Here is a 15,877-nt window from a genome sequence, read left to right as displayed (position 1 = left end):
TACAGGATGGATGCACGTTGCCAATCCCTGCAGACATAAGTTGTCTGTCAGTTGCAATAACAATCCTGTCCGCTGTCTGACCAGCAGATATTGCCTGGACGGGCATCCTTTTTTTTTCAGATAATCATGCGCTTAGTCTGGCCGCATGCGTGGTTACTTTGGTTCTTTCTTCAATGGTGTATTCATCGGATCGGTGTAATGGTTTTGATTAAACAGTCGTTAATCAGCTAATGCACATGAGCGGTTGTTTCATTTGGTTATTTGATTATTTGTTTATTTGGTTATTTCCGTTTTGCTCTTCGTTTTTATCTTCGCTCCTCATTCGTAATTCGCAATTCGTAATTCGTAATTCGCAATTATTAATCCATCGGTTTTTTCAACAGCTGCTCTATCATATGCTGGGAGAGGCCGGCGGATGAAACAATGCCTGCCGGCGAAATTCTGAAGATACCTGTGCGTCGCTGTATACCGAATCCTCCCAATGTTTCCGCAGCACGCTGCATAATGGAGCGGTTGTCGTATTTGCTGCGGAAGGCAGCTGTTTGCGCATCGGTGATCTTCGTGGCAGCATGCCATTGAGCTCCTAAATCCGGCTGCAGGTCCGATAGTAACTTTACGGTGAGCGGATCCATTGGCATACCTCTGTTAACATGCGGGGTATTGGGCACCAGGGAATCATTGCCTGAAGTACCTGCCATCACTTTCAGGTAGGAGCCGGAAGGTCTTACCAGTGCACTTCGCAATGCCTCGTGCATGGCATCGGGCGTCCCTTCAAAGTGAAAGACTACGGAGGACAGATAAAAGCCTCCGATGCCGAATACGCTGATGACGCCGGCGCGGCAGTATACGAGGCTGGGTGTATGTACCAGCCCTGACTGCAGCGAAACCGCTGCAGATGCGCCTACGGAATAATCCGGGTTAGATAGATCCGCAGGTGTAATTACTGCAGATGAAGAAGACGCCGCTGCTGCTGCCGCAGATGATGCGGAGGAAGAAGAACTGTAATTTCTGACACTGCCTGCAGATCCGCTGCCGCTGCCACCACCGCTTCCGGAGCCTGCACCGGCTGCTGCCGCCGCGCCGGATCCTGAACCGGATCCAGAGCCGGATCCGGCTTTTGCTACAGTAGTAGCGCGCGAGGTCAGGGTTGCCCTCGGCCCGCCTGTTAAGGCAGCAGCTGTAGTCAGGGCCGGATTGCCTGCACGCATCCAGGAAGAACCCATCCCGCCGGGTCTGAGCCGTTGCCAGGCATTCCTCGCGGCAAGCCCCTCTTCATCTACATTGGTGACAGGGTTGCCTTTCACAAAGGCATAGAGATTCCATCCGTCTATAGTGCCGGCAGGATCAGGGTTGAGCCAGCGGCCCAGCCATGAAACATAATATCGTTGCCCGTAATAGTAGAACCCGGTAGCATTGTCGCATTCTTTCCCGGAGTAACGGTATATCTTTTGCGAGACATCTACCTGGTTACTGCCCGCAATAATAGATGTACCACCATAAGGATAGTATTCTTCATAGCTGATGAGTAATCCGTCCTGGTCCAGCTCCACGGAAACAGACTGCTGGTTGTTATCCAGCTGATATCGGTATTGCGTATGATCTCCGCCCTGCGGACCACCCTGTGTCCAGTAATGATAAATGAGTACACAGTCTTTGTCATCCATCACACGGATGCTCTGCCGCTGATCGGTACTGGTTCTGCTGCCGTCGCTCAGCTGCGTGCCTTTTTCCAGGTACAGGTAATTATTGAAATAGATGGTGTCGTTATAGGTAACAGAAGATGCGGTGGCATACAACTCACTGACCTTGCGGGTCCGCTGCTCTTCGCTGTCATACACGTAGTAGTCTGCATCATCCGGTTCATCCGGCCGGGTAATCACTGGCACCGAGGTGAGGTTGTTGCAACAGTTGAATACCAGCTGCACATGATCGTTGATCTGTACGTATAACGGATTGCCGGCCTCATCGTAGGTAACATCATTCAGGTGGTTGCAGCTGTCCATCACGGGCGTGTCCTGGGTCCAGTTGGCTGAGGTGGCGATATGCTGTTTCTTCGTCAGGTTGCCGCTGTCATCATACGTATACAGCTCGCGGTAATTTTCAATAGCGCTGCCATCATTCACCGGGGTCTGTGAAAATTTTGACTGCATAAAACTGCCATCAGCGATATTGTTCCGGTAAGTGGTGGCATTGATACCGGGATGCTGTCTGCCGCTGGCGGTAGTGAGCTGATAGAGGGCGTTGTAGTTATAATCCTGTAATGGGTCTACCTGCTGATTGTTGCTGAAGATAACTTCTATAGAGTTGTCGCGGGTTCTGGTGCTGTTGCCTACCGGATCATAGGTGTAGGCTATATCCTGCATGGTGGCAGGTTGCTGCCCGGTACGCAGTGTCAGCAACCGTATCAGCCTGTTGGTGGTATCCTCATAGGTGAATACGGTATTGGTATTATTCCCGTAGGTAATGGCAGTACGCAGGTTAGCGGCATTGTAACTGATACTTTTTACTACCGCGGTAGCCGTACCCTCACTGGTTTTCAGGTTTACGGCAGTAAGCAGCCCCTGGTAATTATAACTGTAGCTGACAACAGAATTATCAGGAGCGGTTTGTGTAAGTTGTTTGCTGACGGCATTGAATGTATAGCTGAAGGCATATATCTTGTCCTGCAGTGCAACGGTTTTATTCCAGTTGACAGGTGTTTTGTATTCTTTTGCCATCTGCCTGGAAGTAGCCATGAGATTGCCCGTAAGGCTAAAGGCGGTTGTCAGGAGAACACCGGACAGATCATTCAGCTGATACGCCTCTCCGCGCAGATTGCTCCCTGCCGGCTGAGTGGCATATTCGCCATAGGTATACTGTTCTACCAGGCTGAAATTATCAAAACTGCTGACAGGTCCGGTAGTTGTAATCAGTTTTATTTTCAGCTGCAGCTTCCGTTGCAGCCAGTCGTAGAAAATAACCTGGCAGTAACTTCTGGCGCTGAAGGACCAGGTCTGCAGATCAAAAATGTTGTTGAAATGTTTTTGTGTGCCTGCATCCGCACTATCAATCAGCTGGGGTGTTTCACTACCCATCGGGTACTGGTACCTGAAATTGTAATAGTTGGTGCCGCTGTTCACATTCGAGGCATACAGGCGCGGATCAATCTCACAGAGTTTGCGTCCGCTGATATCTGTGGCAATAAATGCCGGCGGCTGCATACCGTTTTCCAGTGTGGCGATGGTACGGATGGTATGCGCCATGTTGTCCAGTATCTGCAGCATGGGCGTGTTGTTGAACCGGGCAGCCTTGTCCAGTGCATCCTTTTCATCAATCTCCTGCTGCGTAGGCTCAGGGGGATAGTTCGCCATGAACTGCTGATAATATACGGAAGTGATGACGGTATCATCTTCATCAAAAACAGCCTTTTCCCAGGAACTGAATTCCGTTTTGGTATAGAAACCTTTTGAGGTATCCACTCTGATGATACGCCCCAGTGGATCATAGTGTGTAATTACCGGCGGAGGTACCTTATACAGGGAAGTGATCTGGTCCTGTGTTTCATAGTCGGGCGTATCGCTGAAGAAACTAGCGTAGGTTTCACAGGCCTTGCCCTTGTTGTTAAATACTTTTCTGTCAGATACCAGCCATTTATCTGCTGCCTCCGGAACAGGAGTGGCTTTGGTCTTTTTCTCCATGATGCGCAGCAGGCCATCGTTATAGGATACAGAAGTCTGCACGGGGGAAGCGCTGACAGTATTGCCTCCCTGGTAATAGTAATTTTCGCGTATCAGGTTAATAGCGCTCAGCGGCTGGTTGTTCTGCAGCGGTCCGTCCAGGTTGTAGTAAAAGAAACTCGTGGCTCCCTGGAGGTAGTAATCTTCATCCTGAAGGATGGAATCAAATGTGATAGGGCCGTGGTCCGGAGCAGTGGTGCGGAGTACATATTCCGCCTTTTGTTGCTGATAGTTGTATAACAGCATGCCGCCGGTAAGACCATCAGTCTGTCTGCCATACCGGGTGCTGACAATTAACTGCCCCAATGCATCAAAGAGAAACTGGCTGACATTATCATTGATATCAACAATCTGTTTCAGCTGCAGGTTCTGATAATCTGCTACAGCGCTCACTACATTGACTACTGCCGGATCGGTGGACAGGTAGCTGGAGGTGTTCACCGCTACGAGGTAGTAGTTATCGTAGGATACCGTTGCCATAGCGCCAAGAGATGCGGCACTGCTGCTGGTACCGGAGGCCTGGTAGAAACTTTCCGGAGTGCTGTAGTATTGCTGAATGAGTCCCGCATTTTCCCAGTAGCCGCTGGCTGCATTATAGGCATATCCACCCAGCGAGGAGATGGTGTCTGCTGACAGCCGGTCTCCGAAAGCGCTGCTGATATTGTCATTCGTGAAAGCGGCTGTAGCAATATGATGTACCAGTGCCCTGGCAGTGACTTGTCCTGCTGGCAATGCCTGCTGCTGCGCGGCATCCCAGAAGTAGGTAGTGGTATCACTGTACAGCATGGCACAAATGGCTGCCGGCGCTGTTCCCAGATAGGGGATAACCTGTTTTAATGCATCCTGCACCTGTGACTGTGCTTCTTCAAAGGAGTAGTAATTACCATTGCAGGTGGCATTTAGTAACTGATACTCCTGCAGCTGACACGGAATACCTTTCAGCCAGTAGTCAGCATCATCCGGTGAATCATAATATTGATTCCGGCTGATGGTGCCTTTCTGAACATATTGTTCCGGATATGTTTTCGGTTGATTGCGGCGCGGCAGATAAATAATACAGGATAGCTCCGGTTGCCCGCAGGCGGGGTCTGTTTCAAGGATAAATTCCTGCTGTACCCGTGGGTCCTGCGGATCGCGCTCGTAGTCGTAGGTGATGACCTCCCGTGTATCTACCTGGAAAACTGCCGGATTATCAGGCACTGCCGCCTGTATGAGTGTCACTTCATAATTGGTCTGTATAACCTGGTAAGGATCGGCGGCCATCGCTGTATCATCATCCGCATACACTTCTTTTCTGATCATCTGACCGGCCAGGGAAAGGTATGCGGTGTTGGTGGTGACAATGTCCATCCCTTCAGGCAGCTGGCTGTCAGGGAAGTTATAAGCCTGCGGGTCGCCCTGGAAATACTGTGTGCGGAACTGTGCCAGCAGCGGATAGTAGGCAAGGGGGCCGCAGCCGTTCAGGAACCAGTACTTCGTGTGAACAGGAGGAACAAACAGTTCCTGGTTGAGTGCGGATACCGGATAGTCAGGGTTCTGATAACTTTGCTGAAAGGATTCATACGTTTCGGCATCCCAGGTTTCTGTCATCCCGAATCCTTTGAAAGATCGGGTATATGCATCATAGTAGCCATTGTGGTAACTATAGCGGCTTACATATCTTGATTGTGAGAATGATTCATAAACAGTAATCTGTTCCACCACCTGTACAGGAAAGGGTAGTTTGGTCACCCACGGCTGTCCGGCCTGTTTATCTGCCAGCGCAAACTTCACGGCACTGCAGTAGCTGATAATCTGTATGCCACCAAGATTATTATTGATGACATTGAGCAGGTACGGTTTGAGGGAAGGTGTACTGGTGCCGTCTGGGAGAGTTACTTCTCCCGAAAAATTGTAGTAATACTGTTTAGGTACCGGAGATATTTTCGTAAACACCAGGCAGTTGGTACCATTGCCCAGGATGTCTGCAAAGCTGATCCTGTCGAGGATACCGAAGGTTTCAGGCAGGTGGATGGTTACAGGGGCAGAAAAGGTATTGCCGGATTGATTGAGGAACAGCTCCACTCTGTCAGGATATACATACACCAGGTCGGCAGTGCCGGAGCCGTCTGTATCTGTCAGAAATAAACGGGCGTTGTCAAAATCGTCGTTGAACTGGGGTGGATTGCCCATGGTGATTTTCTTTCCGAACCGGCCATAACCCAGGCAGGGCCAACATTCTACCATACCGCTGCTGATCTTTACGCGATGGGGCAATCCGTCGCCGAACATATCGGCAAAGGTGACCATTTCCTGCTGATATCCTGTTTTAACCAGCGGAAACCCATTGGTATTGGTGATGAAGGTAGGAGTGGCATATCCGTCCAGTCCCAGCGAATTGAAGATCTGCAGGGAGCCGGTGTTGGCAATGAGCAGATCTGTTTTGCCGTTGGCATCCAGGTCGGCCATCTCCATATGCGGGTCATGGAAATTGTTGGGGAAATTCGGGAATGGAGTGTAGTTATTCCAGCCGCCGTCTGCATTGCGGGGATAGTAGCCCATTTCGCCGGGGGCATTCACCAGCAGGTCCAGCATACCATTGCCGTCGATGTCAGTTAATACAGCTTCTCCGCGTTGCAGGTTTTTATTGATAGGGAAGCTGCTGTTTTCCTGGGGAGCCTGGTAGCGGCCATCGCCCAGCGGAGCCATATACAGGCAGGAAGTGTTGTTGCTGTAGAGAAAACCTGGCAGCCCATCGCGGTTCAGATCAACCGGAAGGAAGCCGGTAGTGTCGAGATAGCCGGGGATAGAGCTGGTATCTGTTTCCAGTATTTTGAACTGCGGAGCTACCGGCGGCTGAAAGGAAGAAAAGCCCAGTTCCAGCGGTGGGGCCGGCTGCGGTGCCGTCAGCTCCTTCCGGTATCCGTTCATGACAATGCTTTTCAGCAGGGAAGGAGCCTGGAACTGTACGTTGGTGTAGGACTGTACATCTTCATATTGCAGTACCAGTTCCTTTACTACCAGCGGATCTCCCAGTTCATCCGGGAAATGATGCACGAGCTGTATCTTTTCACAAAGACGGAAAACCCTGATTTCAAAGCCTGCGTTGTAATAGGAGAACGGGTCAGGACGGCAGGGCCACTGATGCGTGGCATCCTGTCCGTAGTTGAAAACGATACTGAAGGCAAAGGCTTCTGTTTTATCCGGACGCTGATAGTTGCCATAACTCACGGTGTTGAGGTAACGGCCTGCTTTCCAGTTATGATTGATTTCGTAAACACTATCGGGTACGTTGTCATTATTTTCTTTCAGGTAATCATATACGATACGGTTACCTTTTGCGTCATAGGACTGGCACGGCAACCATTCATATATCTGTGTGCCGTCATCCGGATTGGCTACACGTGAGGTATCATCCTCTCCATAAACAGTGGTGATATTATCAGGAGTAACTATTTTCCAGAAAGAAAGACCGGTGTCTGCTGCTGTCCATTTTTCTATAAGAGAGAAATCAATGCCGGGGCTGGTAAGATAAGTGGTTACCTGGTAGGTAATATCATTAACGGTGGCGGTACGTGGGTTAGGTTGCTGTGCTGTGGCGGATTTAGCGGATAATACGTTTCCATCCAGCAGGTATTGGTCCGTGCCGTTATACCGCGGAATACGTTTGTTGCTGTTAACGGAAATTTTTGAAAGCATCAGGGAGAAGCCAAGGCCAAAGGGACCATTGACACCGCCGGAATTATAAGAAAGATTCAGGTCCGGCTCAAATCCTCTGGCAGCTGTAACCGGGATGGGAATAGCGTAGGTGCCTGTGCCGGTAAAAGGATCCGCCTTGAATAAATCTCCTAATCCTTTAATAGTGCCGCCACCCGTGGGCGGTTTTATTTCAATTGCGGAAATTTTGAGGGGGTCCTGCTTTGTTTTATCAGGAGCTTTCATATTCATACCAATAACTTTATTGTTCCGGTGGAAGCAAGGTGACAGCCGTTAAAGAATCATGTATCCTTTAATGATGCTCATTTACCGTCTTATGGTCATAAGATTATTACGCTGTGAATACGAGTAGAGATAAAGTTGTCCGGAGAAGCTCAGTGGCCGGCTGTAAACGCAGTTTAGTTTAATATTACAGGAGCATGAGTTTTTCGCCAGGATAGTCTTATTAATGTTATTAAAATAGTTATTACAAGAATAATAATCTTACAGGGGTTTTGATTTTTTCTGATTAAAGCTAAAAAAAATATTGAATAAAATAGCATTTACCGGGGAAAAAACGGGTAGGGGAAATTACCGGCGCAGAGTGAATGCCATTGCTGTATACTACCGGGCTGATGTTTGGAATGTAGGTACAGTAAGCAGTTGCAAGGTTAATGTGTAAAAAATATACATCTTAGTTGCTATACATCATAGTTAGGAAAACGAATGGATATTTAATTGTTTTGTTATTTAATTATTTGAGATTTTGTAGCCCGGCAGGATTTCCTGCTGCAACTATAGGTACAAAGGAAAACCCTGATGGGCTACAAAATCTCAAATAATTAAATAGCAAAACAACCGTGCTTTATTCCTTCATTAATTTAATCTGTGTTCTTCTGCCGGATCCGGTAACCTGTATAATATACATGCCTTTTTCCAGCTGACTCATGTCCAGCGTATAAGCGTTACCGTTAATACCGGGGATGGATTTACGGATGCTGCCTTTCATATCTATGATGGTCAGATGATAATGCGTGCCGGGCTTACCGTTCCAGCTGATGCGGGTGGTATTGCCGGCAGGGTTGGGCCATGCCTGCAGGGCTGTTTCTTTCTCAGCGCCGGCGGAGGTTTCTGCAGCAAAGCTCCGTTGCAGTAAAGTAGCGGGAGGCGTTACCATCCATATCCATCTGTTGTTGCTGCTGTCGGCGCCCAGGATACTGAAGCAGCTGTCCCAGGTGATACTGTTATGACCACCGCCTGCCTGCAAGGTAAGCCGCTTATTCCCGTTCAGGGCATTGTAATGCTCTACGGAAGCGGACGGCGGTGTGGTAGAATTGGTGTCGTCAGCGCCATGCCATACCCAATGACGCCTGCCGGGGCTATACGCCGTTATCTTCGGATAGATAGATGACCAGGTGGCAGATACGCCGATGGTTGTAGAGAAGATATTCCGGTAAGGACTGTTGTGAGACTGGTCATTGGTCAGATATCCCCACATCCTGTTTACACCGTTTGCCATGCCGGCCATATGGAACCTGTTATGATCGGTGGTATCTATGTTTTCAATATGGGTGAAGAAGTAATCAATATCGTTGGCGTACGCCTGCAGCCAGTGGGCGGATGTATGCGGGATGGTGAATACTTCCCATACAATGGTGTCGCCGGGAGCGCGCGCCGTACGTCCGTTCCAGTTAATACCTGCATCCTGCAGTAATTTCTGCGGCGCATTGATCTGGTAGTTGGTGCTGTCGGTAGAGGTATCGGCAGTGAATACAATAAGGATATGTCTTTCACCGCATCCTGCTGCCCGGAAGTAGCCGTGCGACCGGCCGTTGAAGGTCCAGCTGACCTGCGTTCCCGGCACATAGCCGGCAGGGCCGCCGGTAACAGGGCAGGGTTGAGGCGTCACTGTATCCTGCTGCCGCGCCACCATCCATAACCAGGTATTGGTGAGCGTGTCTGTGCCGCGCAGCGAATGACAGCTGTCCCACGTAATGCTGTTATGCCCTGCGCTGGCAGGAGGTACGCTCGCCTGCAGGGTGAAGCGTTTGGAGCCGGTAAGATTATTATACAGCTGCTGAGATATGCCTGGATGTGTTTGTCCGTAATCCTGATCGCCTACCCATACCCAGTTACGTTTGTTGCGGGAGGTAGCGGCCAGCATACCGGCATCCTGTGCCTGGCCGGAAAGGCTGATGGTAGTAGAGAAGATATGCCTGTACGGACTGTTGGTGCCCTGTGCGTTGGACAGGTAAGCCCAGAACCGCCCAACACCATGACTGAGGCCGGATACATGAAAACGCCAGTGTTCACTGGTGTCAACAGGTGCAATCTTCGCGAAGAAAGAGTCAATGTTGCGGGCATAAGGCTGCATCCAGAACTCCGCATAGTTGGGAATGGTCAGCACTTCCCATACAATGGTATCGCCGGGAGCGCGCACCGTACGTCCGTTCCAGTTAGTGCCCAGGTCATTGAGCAGGTTCTGAGGCGCATTCGTCTGAAAGTTGGCGCAGCTTTGCTCGCCATAGCCGGTAAATGCCAGCAGAATATGCCGCTCACCTTTACCGGCGGCTTTAAAATAACCATGGTCGTAACCATTAATTTTCCAGCATACCTGCGTACCCGGCACATAACCGGCCGGCTGCGCGTATACGGCTATGCATAGCAACAGCAGAGGGATAAAGAGTAGTCTTTTCATATAGATTGAAATTTAAACACAGGTTTAGGGTGCAGGGCAAACGGTCATAGGTTTTTGGGGGGCGTTTCGCCGGTATCAAGATAGGGAATATTTGAGATTTTATGATTGGGCTATTGGAGATTTAATGAAGGTTGACGGATTTATTGATTTATGCATTCCGGAATTTTAATGAGGAGGTATAAGCGTAGATATAAGCAGAGAGACAGGAAAGATGTACATGGAGATTTTCGCCGCATTTAAAATTCTAAAATTCCAGCATCAATAAATTCGTAAATTGTATCTGCGCTTAATTCTTATCATGATGGAAACAACCAGACAAATCGCGAAACATTTCAGAGATGTTCACTTTGGAGGAAACTGGACCAGTGTTAACCTGAAAGATACGCTGGCGGATATCAGCTGGCAGCAGGCGGTAACGAAGGTGCATAACCTGAATACTATTGCCGTACTTGTTTTTCATGTAAATTATTATGTCAGCGCCATGCTGAAAGTTTTACAGGGAACGCCGCTTAAAGCACATGACAAGTACAGTTTCGATTTACCTCCTCTAACCTCGGAGGCAGCATGGGAAGAGCTGGTCGCCAAAACGCTGACGGAAGCCGAACAGATGGCCGTACTGATTGAACAGCTGGATGATGAGCAGCTGGGAAAAGATTTTGCTGATGCAAAGTATGGCAGCTATCACCGCAATTTACTGGGTGTGACAGAACATACACATTATCACCTGGGTCAGATAGCGGTCATTAAAAAAATGCTGAACGAAAAATAGCCAGGCCCCGCTGAGGGCAAGCTGAAAGGAAGATGTCTGTAATACAGTATATGCTTTCCCGTTATAGCGAAGAACTGCCTGTACCTATATTATCTTCTCCAGCAGATCTGCATAGAAATCAGGTATTTCACTGCTTCTGATTCCGTCGGCTGTTTCTTTAATGTTGTAGGTAACTTTCCTGAGCGTATACTGTATGCTGGTATCTTCGTGAATCACTATCTGCAGATAGGTGGCCTTTCCGTCCTGCTCTTTGGTGCGGCCTACGGAGCCGGTATTGATCACCTGCTTCCCGTCGGGCAGGGTGCGGAGGTAGGAGATATGGGTATGCCCGCAAACCATAATATCCGCCTGCTGTTGTGATAGCATCTGCTGTAACGTGGCGGCATTGTGGGTATCATAAAGATATTCATCGTTGCTGTCTGCGCTGCCATGCACCAGCAGAAAATGTTTGCCCCCGGCTTCAAACCGGATATGGTGCGGCAGGTGTGACAGGAACATTTTGTTATCCGCTGTGATGGTCGCTTTGGTGTAGTTGATAGCTGCTAGCCTGGCTACCTGTTCTTCCGGGCCATGTTTGCTCAGCGGATGCACCGGATGGTCAAATGCAATCCTCTCATCATGGTTCCCCATAATAGTCGGAATAGCCAGGGACCGGATGGTGCTGATTACTTCATTATGCCAGGGAGCTGCATCCGTGAGGTCGCCCAGGCAGTAAATAATATCTGCCGGAAAATGTTGTATATCTTCCAGTACAGCTATCAGTGCCGGCAGGTTGCCATGAATATCACTGATGACGGCGATTCTTTTTTCCATCCTTCGAAAGTACAACATCCGGTACCGGAACAATGGTATTTTCCTGTTTTTTTATGGTGGCGTATGCGTTATTGTTTTTCTTCCTGCGGCGGTTCCCTTTCTACAGTAATGCTGCATTCTCCTACCAGTGCGGCCACCGCACCCACTGCTGCCAGCACCGGCGCCAGTAAAACGCCTACTACGCCAAAGGTGAGGGGAAATGACATCAGCTCCCTGCCGTCTTTTTCTGTAATGGTGATTTTACGGATGTTACCTTCTGCAATAAGTTCCTTCACTTTTTTTAAAAGGTTTTCACCGCTTAATGAAAATGTTTCTTTGGTGGCCATATACAATTGAATTTGAGACAGAAGGTAAGGAGAATTGAGGAATGAATACCTGTTATTTTTTGACGAAGGCAGCACAACCCGTTACAGCTGCATGGCGGCGATCCTGCCCAGCTGCTGTAGTTTGCGTTGCAGCTCATCCGTCCAGGGAAGCCCGAAGCACAGCCGCATACAGTTTTCAAACTGTTGCTGCAGGGTGAACATCCGGCCGGGTGCAATACTGATGTGCTGACGGATGGCCGATGCATACAGGTCAGTTGTATTGATGCGCTTATCCAGTTCCACCCACAGCGTAAGACCACCCTGCGGCCGGCCGGTTCTGGTGCCCGGAGGAAAGTGTCCGGCGATCGTCTGCGTATAGTGGTCACAGTTATGCTGCAGGGTACGGCGCATTTTGCGCAGGTGATGATCGTACCGGCCGCTTTCCAGGAAGCCGGCCACCACTTCCTGCGTGATGGCGGAAGAAGAGATGGCGTGTGACAGCTTCAGTTGAAGGAGCTGTTCTTTATATCTGCCCGGCGCTACCCATCCTACGCGATAGCCCGGCGCCAGCGTTTTGGAAACCGCGCTGCACCAGAGTACATGGCCGGTCTTATCGTATGCCTTGCAGCAGCTGGGCCGGCTGTTGCCAAAGTACAGGTCGCCGTACAGGTCATCTTCAATCAGCGGAATGTTACGCTCCGCCAGCAGCTTCACCACTTCGCGCTTATGTGTGTCAGGCATACAGCTGCCCAGCGGCGTACTGAAATTGGTGACCAGCAGGCACAGGTGAATTTGCGGCAACACTTTTTTGAGGGCATCCGGTTCTATGCCGGTGCGGGGATGCGTAGGCAGTTCCAGTACGCGAAGCCCCAGGCTCCTGGCCAGTTGCAGTATACCCGGATATACCGGGCTTTCCACGGCAATTGTCTGCCCGGGTTTACTCACCGCCATCATAGAAAAGGAGAGGGCATTCATACCGCCTGCAGTAGTGATAATATCTTTCTCCCGTAAACTGCCTCCCCAGGAAAAAGACCGGGCGGCAATGGCCAGCCTTAATTTTTCATTGCCCTGGAGTTCTTCATAGGCGGTGCCTCCGCCGGAAAGACGGCGGGTAGCCTGTATCATTTCTTTATTCAGCCGGGCCACCGGCAGCAGGCGCTGATCCGGTACGCCGATAGAAAATAAGGTAAGCCCAGGCTTGCCCATATTGTCATATACCCTTGCAATCAGCTGCTCCGGCTCTTCTTCGCTGCCGGCAGGCAGCGGCCTGCTGGTTTCAGGTAAGGGCAACAGTTTCTGCCGGCCGCTTACAAAGTAGCCTGACTGCGGCTTTGATTCTATCAGCGATTGCCCCTCCAGCTCCAGGTATACTCTTTTGGCGGTGTTCATACTGATGCCATGCGCTGTACAAAGCATCCGTACGGAAGGCAGCCTGTCACCCGCTTTCAGCACATTATTCTTTATCAGCCGGGCTATATTCTGCGATATTTCCTGGTACAGAAAATCCTTTTTCATACAACAAAATTAACTGTATCCATTAAAATACACAAAACTGTATCTGTATTCATTTTCTGTTTTTTCTCACTTTTACAGAAAAAACAGGCAGATGAATAACACAGCAGTAGTAATCAAAGCAGGAAAGGAGCAGATGGACATTCCCCTGATACACCGGTTCCTGGATCAGGACTCTTACTGGGCGAAGGGCATCTCTTATGAGCTGGTAGAAAATTCCCTGTCAGGCTCCTTTTGCATGGGCGCCTTTATTGATGACAGGCAGGTGGGCTTCGGACGGCTTATCACCGACTACCACACTTTCGGGTGGCTGGCGGATGTATTTGTACTGCCGGAACACAGAGGCAAAGGCATCTCCCGGCAGCTGCTGGCTTTTTTGCTGGAGCAGCCCTGGGCAAAACGGTTGAGAAGAATTATGCTCAATACCCTCGATGCACACGGACTTTACCGGCAGTATCAGTTTGAGAACCTGCACAATCCGCAGCTGCTCATGGAAATATACCGGCCGGATGTGCACCTGCAGCAGGAGCTGGTATAACAGCAAAAGGGCTGATCGTTACAGATCAGCCCTTTCTGTAATTATAGTACCAGGATTTTCCTGATGTACCGCTTGTTATGATGCTGTACTTCCAGGAGGTAGGTCCCGGCAGGAACATTGCCTATATTGAACGGGAACGTAGCTGCATTCGCACGCTGTACCTGCAGCTGCTGGCGGCTGGCACTCAGGAGTGCGGCCTGCACAGGGAAACGGCTGTCGTATTGCGGAACGGTCACCTGTATGGTGCTGCCTGCCGGCGCGGGATTAGGCCAGGCGGCTATGTCCGCCGGCACTGCGGCCTTGCCGGGAGCGCTCACTGCATCTGCGGCTGCGGCAGCCGTGCCATAGGTAAAGGATTCCCACTCGCCAACGGGCGTACGCCAGCAGCTCATCGCCTGTTGTCCGTTCTCCGAACAGATATATCCGCCATTATTACCCTGCAGGGAAATAGTGCCATTGGCATTTTTGATCCAGGTGAATTTTTCCCAGTCCTGTATACTGGTACGGCTACACGTAATGGCCTGTGCCCCGTTTTCTGATGATATATATTTACCCTGGCTACGCAAGGCTACCTTGCCGCCGCCGGCATCCACCACGGTAAACTGCTCCCAGCCCTGCGGCGCCGTACGGCTGCAGGTCATGGCCTGTGTCCCGTTTTCACCGCTTACGTACTGGTTGTTATTGCCGCGCAGCCAGATGGTCTGACCAACAGGCGCAGGGCTTCCGGGGTTACCGGTACGGGCGAGCACTACCTCGTGAATAGCCGATAAAAGCGAGTTTGCGCCGGTGGCATCCTGCGACAGCTCCCACATCATCACACCACTGCCCTGGTCAAAGGCAAGGTTGGTTTTCTGCTTGATGGTAGTAATACCGTTGTAACCCACATTGCCGAATACATCGGCATACGGATTGGCGCCACGCGCTACCAGCTGTGCGAAAGATTCCCAGGAGGGCCTGCCATAGAAGGGGACGCCCAGCACCAGTTTGGAAGCAGGCAGCCCGCGACCCCGCCAGTAATTTACTGACTGCGTGGCATACGCATAGGTAGAGTGATCAAAGTTGTTATAATCATAGGCCATCAGGTTGTAAAAATCAACCAGCGCAAAGGCGCTGCTGAGAATACTACCTCCATCAGTGCCTACGATAGCGCCTGTCAGCAGCTTCCCCCGGTTGTGCATCTCGGTACTGAGACGACTCATCAGCGTAATGTAATTATTGGCGCTGGCGCCGGGATCAGGATATTCCCAGTCTATATCCACGCCATCCAGTCCGTACTGATTAACGAAGGCTATCATGTTGTTAACAAAATTGTTCCGTGATGTACTGCTGGCAGCCAGGGTTTCAAAGCCGTTGTCGTTGCCATTGTTCCAGCCGCCCACTGATATCAGTACTTTTACATTATTGGCATGTGCTGTACTGACAAGACTCTGCAGTTTGGATGGGTTCTCAATGGCCTGCAGACTACCATTGCCGTTGGGTAACAGAAAAGCGTAATTGATGTGGGTTAGCTTGCTGTATTGTACCGCATTCACGCTGCCGGACCAGGAGGGCATATAGCCGATAACGCGGAAAGGGGTCTGTGAAAAGGCATTCATGCAGCATACCAGCAGGACTGCCAACCATGTTAAAGATGTTTTCATACGGGTGTTTTAGGTTGAAAAAGCGGATAGTTATATCCCTCTCAATATAATCACTCCTGCGCCGGATAACGATTCGGGGACTACTTCATTACTACTTCACTTCATTTAGTTATTTGGTTATTTGAGATTTTGTACCCCATCATCGTTTTCCGTTGAACCTGTAAGTGCAGCAGAAAACGATGATGGGGTACAAAATCTCAAATAACCAAAT

Annotated in this window: 8 protein-coding genes; 2 read left to right on the top strand and 6 right to left on the bottom strand. The window is 50.0% G+C overall.

Annotated features, from left to right (window positions below; all coding sequences use genetic code 11):
• Nucleotides 1–359: 359 nt before the first annotated feature.
• Nucleotides 360–7,643 (bottom strand): SpvB/TcaC N-terminal domain-containing protein, encoded by a 7,284-nt coding sequence (locus GWG06_RS28615; protein ID WP_160717882.1) that lies wholly within the window; start codon nucleotides 7,641–7,643, stop codon nucleotides 360–362.
• A 613-nt stretch (nucleotides 7,644–8,256) separates the two neighbouring features.
• Complete coding sequence (locus GWG06_RS28610) at nucleotides 8,257–10,089, bottom strand: T9SS type A sorting domain-containing protein (protein ID WP_127040250.1); 1,833 nt, start codon at nucleotides 10,087–10,089, stop codon at nucleotides 8,257–8,259.
• 298 nt (nucleotides 10,090–10,387) lie between these two features.
• On the opposite strand from GWG06_RS28610, the gene GWG06_RS28605 reads away from it, so the two are divergent.
• Nucleotides 10,388–10,858: a DinB family protein gene (locus GWG06_RS28605; RefSeq protein WP_235938584.1), complete on the top strand. Its 471-nt coding sequence runs from the start codon at nucleotides 10,388–10,390 to the stop codon at nucleotides 10,856–10,858.
• An 84-nt stretch (nucleotides 10,859–10,942) separates the two neighbouring features.
• Here the strand turns inward: GWG06_RS28605 and GWG06_RS28600 are convergent, their stop codons facing one another.
• The 3 genes from GWG06_RS28600 to GWG06_RS28590 form a co-directional block, all read right to left on the bottom strand.
• The gene (locus GWG06_RS28600) at nucleotides 10,943–11,671 is read right to left on the bottom strand and encodes a metallophosphoesterase family protein (RefSeq protein WP_160717880.1); all 729 of its coding nucleotides are present in this window, start codon (nucleotides 11,669–11,671) and stop codon (nucleotides 10,943–10,945) included.
• 68 nt (nucleotides 11,672–11,739) lie between these two features.
• Nucleotides 11,740–11,997, bottom strand: a complete 258-nt coding sequence (locus GWG06_RS28595) for a DUF4342 domain-containing protein (protein WP_127040256.1) — start codon at nucleotides 11,995–11,997, stop codon at nucleotides 11,740–11,742.
• An 81-nt stretch (nucleotides 11,998–12,078) separates the two neighbouring features.
• Complete coding sequence (locus GWG06_RS28590) at nucleotides 12,079–13,491, bottom strand: aminotransferase-like domain-containing protein (protein WP_160717878.1); 1,413 nt, start codon at nucleotides 13,489–13,491, stop codon at nucleotides 12,079–12,081.
• A gap of 91 nt (nucleotides 13,492–13,582) precedes the next feature.
• Here GWG06_RS28590 and GWG06_RS28585 point away from each other — a divergent pair, with 91 nt between their 5' ends.
• A complete protein-coding gene (locus GWG06_RS28585) occupies nucleotides 13,583–14,026 on the top strand; it encodes a GNAT family N-acetyltransferase (protein ID WP_160717876.1) in 444 nt (147 codons plus the stop codon).
• A 41-nt stretch (nucleotides 14,027–14,067) separates the two neighbouring features.
• Here the strand turns inward: GWG06_RS28585 and GWG06_RS30640 are convergent, their stop codons facing one another.
• Nucleotides 14,068–15,666: a glycosyl hydrolase family 18 protein gene (locus GWG06_RS30640; protein WP_235938583.1), complete on the bottom strand. Its 1,599-nt coding sequence runs from the start codon at nucleotides 15,664–15,666 to the stop codon at nucleotides 14,068–14,070.
• Nucleotides 15,667–15,877: the final 211 nt, after the last annotated feature.

This window comes from Chitinophaga solisilvae (genome assembly GCF_009928525.1).
GTDB lineage: Bacteria > Bacteroidota > Bacteroidia > Chitinophagales > Chitinophagaceae > Chitinophaga > Chitinophaga solisilvae.
This window is presented reverse-complemented; position numbering and strand designations above follow the sequence as displayed.

Bases quoted from the DNA above. Each gene is read 5' to 3' on its own strand.
- GWG06_RS28615 (WP_160717882.1), bottom strand. From the start codon at position 7,643: ATGAATATGAAAGCTCCTGATAAAACAAAGCAGGACCCCCTCAAAATT.
- GWG06_RS28610 (WP_127040250.1), bottom strand. From the start codon at position 10,089: ATGAAAAGACTACTCTTTATCCCTCTGCTGTTGCTATGCATAGCCGTA.
- GWG06_RS28605 (WP_235938584.1), top strand. From the start codon at position 10,388: ATGATGGAAACAACCAGACAAATCGCGAAACATTTCAGAGATGTTCAC.
- GWG06_RS28600 (WP_160717880.1), bottom strand. From the start codon at position 11,671: ATGGAAAAAAGAATCGCCGTCATCAGTGATATTCATGGCAACCTGCCG.
- GWG06_RS28595 (WP_127040256.1), bottom strand. From the start codon at position 11,997: ATGGCCACCAAAGAAACATTTTCATTAAGCGGTGAAAACCTTTTAAAA.
- GWG06_RS28590 (WP_160717878.1), bottom strand. From the start codon at position 13,491: ATGAAAAAGGATTTTCTGTACCAGGAAATATCGCAGAATATAGCCCGG.
- GWG06_RS28585 (WP_160717876.1), top strand. From the start codon at position 13,583: ATGAATAACACAGCAGTAGTAATCAAAGCAGGAAAGGAGCAGATGGAC.
- GWG06_RS30640 (WP_235938583.1), bottom strand. From the start codon at position 15,666: ATGAAAACATCTTTAACATGGTTGGCAGTCCTGCTGGTATGCTGCATG.